This window comes from Paramagnetospirillum caucaseum (assembly GCF_000342045.1).
GTDB lineage: Bacteria > Pseudomonadota > Alphaproteobacteria > Rhodospirillales > Magnetospirillaceae > Phaeospirillum > Phaeospirillum caucaseum.
Genome location: NZ_AONQ01000132.1, coordinates 1 through 4,944, shown reverse-complemented (window position 1 = coordinate 4,944; position 4,944 = coordinate 1). Strand labels below are relative to the sequence as shown.

The following is a 4,944-nucleotide window of genomic DNA, read 5'->3' as shown; positions in this document are numbered from 1 at the left end:
GGCTCCGTTGAAATCGGCATCCGGCGTGAAGACCGCATCGCCGTTGACGTCGAGAGCAACCGTGCCGCCCAAAGCGTTGCCGACACCGGACAGGCTGACGGCATCGCCGTCCACATCGGTGGCTCCCGCCAGCAGGCTGGCCGCGCTGATGATCAGCGCCGTGTCTTCGTTGGTCGAAGCCGTCTTGGCTAGCGCCACCGGCGCATCGTTGATCGCCGCCACGTCGACCGTCACCGTCCGGGTCGCGAAACCGCCCTGGCCGTCGCTGACGGTGTAGTCGAAACTGGCCGCGCCGTTGAAGTCTGCGCCGGGGGTGAACACCACGTCGCCGTAGATGTCGATGGAGACGGTGCCACCCAAAGCGTTGCTGACGCCGGACAGAGTGAGGGCATCGCCGTCCACGTCGGTGGCTCCCGACACGAGACTGGTAGCCAAAATAGTCATACGTTGATCTTCAACGGTGGCAACCGTCTTGGTCGCCGCCACCGGCGCGTTGTTGCGACCATCAAGATAGACGTCACCATCGGTGAAGCGTAGCGTTTCGACCCCACTCACCACGTCGTTTCCATCCGGCCCCGCCAGCGTTGCGGCCCCTAGAACGCCGCGCGTGACCTGGTAATCGGACCGATTACCGGAGAATACCGCGACATCGTTGCCGACACCGCCGATCAGGGTGTCGTTGCCTGCTCCACCGATCAGGGTGTCGTTGCCGGAATCCCCGATAATTTGATCAGATCCGGCACTTCCAGTGAGAATATCATCACCGGAGGTGCCGAGGGTGGCGCCATCGACGTCTCCCACGACAGCAGAAGCGATCTTGGACTGCAGACCGGCTCCGCTATAAGTGGCGACCATATCGGCCAGCGCGGCAGTATCGCCGGAAGCCAACGCCTGCTCCAAGTACAGGGAGACCTCTCCCTGAGCTACCACGGCAACCTTGGCAAGCCCTTCGAGCAAGTCTGCACCAGCGCCAGTGGCCGTGACAACGTCTGTTAGGGCTGAATTGGTGTTCGCAATCACGTTGGCGGCACTGGAAGCAACACTCTCCACCGCACGCAGTTGTTCCGAGGAAAGGCCGCTGAGTTCCGCGGACTGGGTTATGACGGCTGTGATTTGATCGATATTGCTCAGATCAATAGTATACGGATCGCTTATTATTGCATTCGCCAATGCATCAAATACGGCGCTCATCGACATTCCTTTGTCATTGGCGCCAGAACCCGACAGAACTGCAGAGGCTTGGAATACCGTATTCTGGACCAAGATGCTCGCGGCAAGGACAGCCCCTCCCAAGTTCGCAAATGCGGCATCGCTTGAGAGAGTGGCCTTCACGGGGTCAAGATGGCCCAGTTCAAGCCCCATCGGCGTATCAGCCGCCGAAAGGTTAAAGGTGGATCGAATAAGATATTCCGCTTGGGCCTGTTCGTTTCCTTTCTCCATGAGGGCCACAACCAGGGTCGTCAGCGGCGTAATGGTCGTCGCCCCTTCGGGCGCGCACATCACACCGCTAAAGACGACACCTGTCGAGACATCGACGCCTCCCGACATTGTCAGGCGCCCTGTTCCCCCAATCAGCGTAAAACGACCATCGGTTCCGGTCGTTGTCCATGCCTCGCCAGTATCCAGCCGGTCATTGCCGTTGGCATCAGCGAAGACAAGCCCCCCCTCGATATAGCCGTCAATCGCCTGGCCTGAAGTCACCTGCGCGACATTAACCGTCACGGTGTTGGTGGAAACACCGCCATGCCCATCCGACACGGTATAATCGAATGAGGCGATTCCAGAGAATTCCGCATTCGGCGAAAAGACGATATCGCCGTTAGAGTCGCGAGTTACGATGCCATTCACCGCATTGGCGACGTCGGAAACGGTCAAGATATCGCTGTCGATATCGGTTGCACCAGCCAGAAGGTTCGCTGCGAAAATGGTGAGGGGAGTATTCTCATCAGCGGCAATCTGCATTGCAGCCGCCTTAGGCACATCGTTCACAGCCGCCACATCTACCGCTACAGTCTTGGTGCTAGTTCCACCATGGCCGTCGCTGATGGTGTAGTCGAAGAGCGCAGTACCGTTGAAATTAGCGTCGGGGGTGAAGGCCACATTGCCGCTGGCGTCGATAGAGACTGTGGCGTTCACCCCATTGCCCACGCCGGATAGGACGAGAGTGTCACCATCTACGTCCGTAGCGTCGGCCAGCAGGCTGGAAGCCGTAATGGCGAGGGAGGTATCCTCGTTGGTCGTGAAATTTTTGACCAAGGCCACCGGCATGTCGTTGACCGAAGCCACGTCAACCGCCACCGTCTTGGTACTGCTCTCGCCGTGACCGTCGCTGAGGGTGTAGTCGAAGGTCGCCACGCCATTGAAGTCGGCATCGGGGTTGAAGACCACATCGCCACTGACATTGCGGCTGACGCGACCGCCTACCGCATTGCCCACCGAGGACAGACTCAGGGCGTCACCGTCCACATCGGTGGCGCCGCTCAGCAGGCTGGCCGTCGTGATGGTCAGCGGAGTGTCCTCATTGGCTGCGACACTCTTGGCCTGGGCCACCGGCGCGTCATTCACCGGCGCCACCGCTACGGTCACCGTCTCGGTGCTGGTTCCCCCCTGGCCATCAGAGATGGTGTAGTCGAAGGTGGCCGTACCACTGAAGTCGGTGCTGGGCGTGAATACCACGTCGCCATTGGCGTTGCGGCTGACACTGCCGCCCACCGCGTTCCCTACACCGGACAGAGCAAGCCCATCGCAATCGATGTCGGCGGCACCAGCCAACAAGCTGGCGGCTGCAATAGTGAGAGCTGTGTCCTCGTCAGTCGTCACGCTCTTGGCCTGGGCCACCGGCGCGTCGTTGACCGCCGTCACATCCACCGCCACCGTCTTGGTACTCGTCCCGCCGTGGCCATCGCTGACGGTGTAGTCGAAACTGGCGGCACCGTTAAAGTCAGTATTCGGGGTAAAGATCACGTCACCGTTGGCCGCTCGGCTCACCGCACCGTTCACGGCGTTGTCAACAGATACCAGGCTGAGAATGTCCTCCTCCACATCGGTCGCACCAGCCAGCAGGCTGGCGGCAGAGATAGTGACGGCGCCATCCTCATTGGTCGCGAGGTCCTTGGCCAGAGCAATGGGCGCGTCGTTGACGGGGGCAATGGCGACTGTCACCGTCCTGGTATCGACACCGCCCTTGCCGTCGGTGATCGTATAGCAGAATGAAGCCTCACCATTCCGGTTGACGGCGGGCATAAACACGACGTCACCAGCCGTATTGCGGCTGGCCGTCCCGCCAATTGCATTGCCAACCGACAAAAGTGTGAGGCTATCGCCTTCAATGTCGTGCGCGCCGCCCATCAGGCTCGCCGCAGAAATGGTCAGAGCCGTATCTTCGGTGGTTGTGGCCACCTTATCTGCTGCCACCGGAGCATCGTTGACCGCCGCCAAATTGATGGTAACCGTGCCGGAGCCAAGTGCTCCAGTGGGATCAGCCACCTGATAGGTGAAGGAGGCAGTGCCAGAGTAGTCCGCATCAGGCATGAACACCACAGTAGAGCCAGAGAGCGACACCGTACCGTGCGAGGCCCCGCCGACGCTGACCAACGACAAGGGGCCGTCCACGTCGGAATCATTGGCCAGCAGGTTGGTAACGGGGATGTAGAGAGTTCCGTCTTCCACGCCCAGGACGGAATCCGCCCCCATCACCGCGACATCGTTGGCTGCGGCAATAGACAGGGCGACGGTCCCGGTATCGATGCCGCCTAGTCCATCGGAGAGAATGTAGCTGAAACCTGCGCTACCGCTGTAATTGGCCTCCGGAGTGAATGTGATCTGGCCATTGGACAGGCTGGCCGTCCCGTGCAGAGCGTTACTCACCGCGCTGACGTTCAGTGCATCACCGTCCCAGTCACGGTCGTTGGTCAGCAGGCTGGAGGCGGAGATGATAAGCGGAATATCCTCGGTTCCGGATCGGCTGTCGGAAACCGCTATGGGCATCGTGTTGCGCCAATCAATATAGACGGCGTGGTCGCGGAACTGCAGCACCTCGATACCGGTCAGAGTGTCGGTACCGTCGCGACCGGTAACGCTGTCCGCCACTGTATAGCCGCCGGAATTGGCGAAAATAGTGTATTCCGCGACATCGCCTCGGTACCAGACAGTGTCGTCCGATCTGAACGTACCCGCCAATGTATCGTTAGCACTTGTATTGGGAATGCCCCTGGCAACAGACAATCCCGTTTTATCTGTGGGCACACCATTGCAGTCATAGCGTTGGCCGTAAATGTCAAAACTATTACCAACCTGAGAGTTGGATGCCCACGTAACCACCCAGCCACCGTCAGATAGAGCAGTTACAGATGGTTCTATTTGATTAACATATGAGTTGGTATTGATGCGGAATTCCTCTCCAATGGCCAATCCAGAGGCACTATAGCGTTGGCCGTAGATGCCTTCGAAGCTACCATCCTGACCTACGGATTGCCACGTCACCACCCAACCACCGTCGGACAAGGCCGCCACGGCTGGATAAGATTGATCAGAGATTGTATAGGTATTGACCTGGAATTCTGCCCCCACGATCTGCCCAGAGGCACCGTATCGCTGACCATAAATGCCGGAGCCGCTACCATCCTGAGAGCCGGATGTCCAAGTAACCACCCAGCCGCCATCAGACAAGGCCGTCACGGCTGAACTAAATTGATTAGAGATTGTATACGTATTGATTTGGAATTCTGCCCCAACCGTCTGTCCGGAGGCCCCGTAGCGCTGGCCATAGATGCCTTCGAAGCTACCATCCTGATAGCTGGATGTCCAAGTAACCACCCAGCCGCCATCAGACAAGGCCGTCACGGCTGAACTAAATTGATTAGAGATTGTATACGTATTGATTTGGAATTCTGCCCCAACCGTCTGTCCGGAGGACTCGTAGCGCTGGCCGTAGATGTTCGAAAC

Annotated in this window: 1 protein-coding gene; it reads right to left on the bottom strand. The window is 58.8% G+C overall.

What is annotated here, in order from left to right; all coding sequences use genetic code 11:
* On the bottom strand, positions 1-4,944 hold a 4,944-nt coding region (locus H261_RS26585; RefSeq protein ID WP_152427078.1), incomplete at both ends, for a cadherin-like domain-containing protein.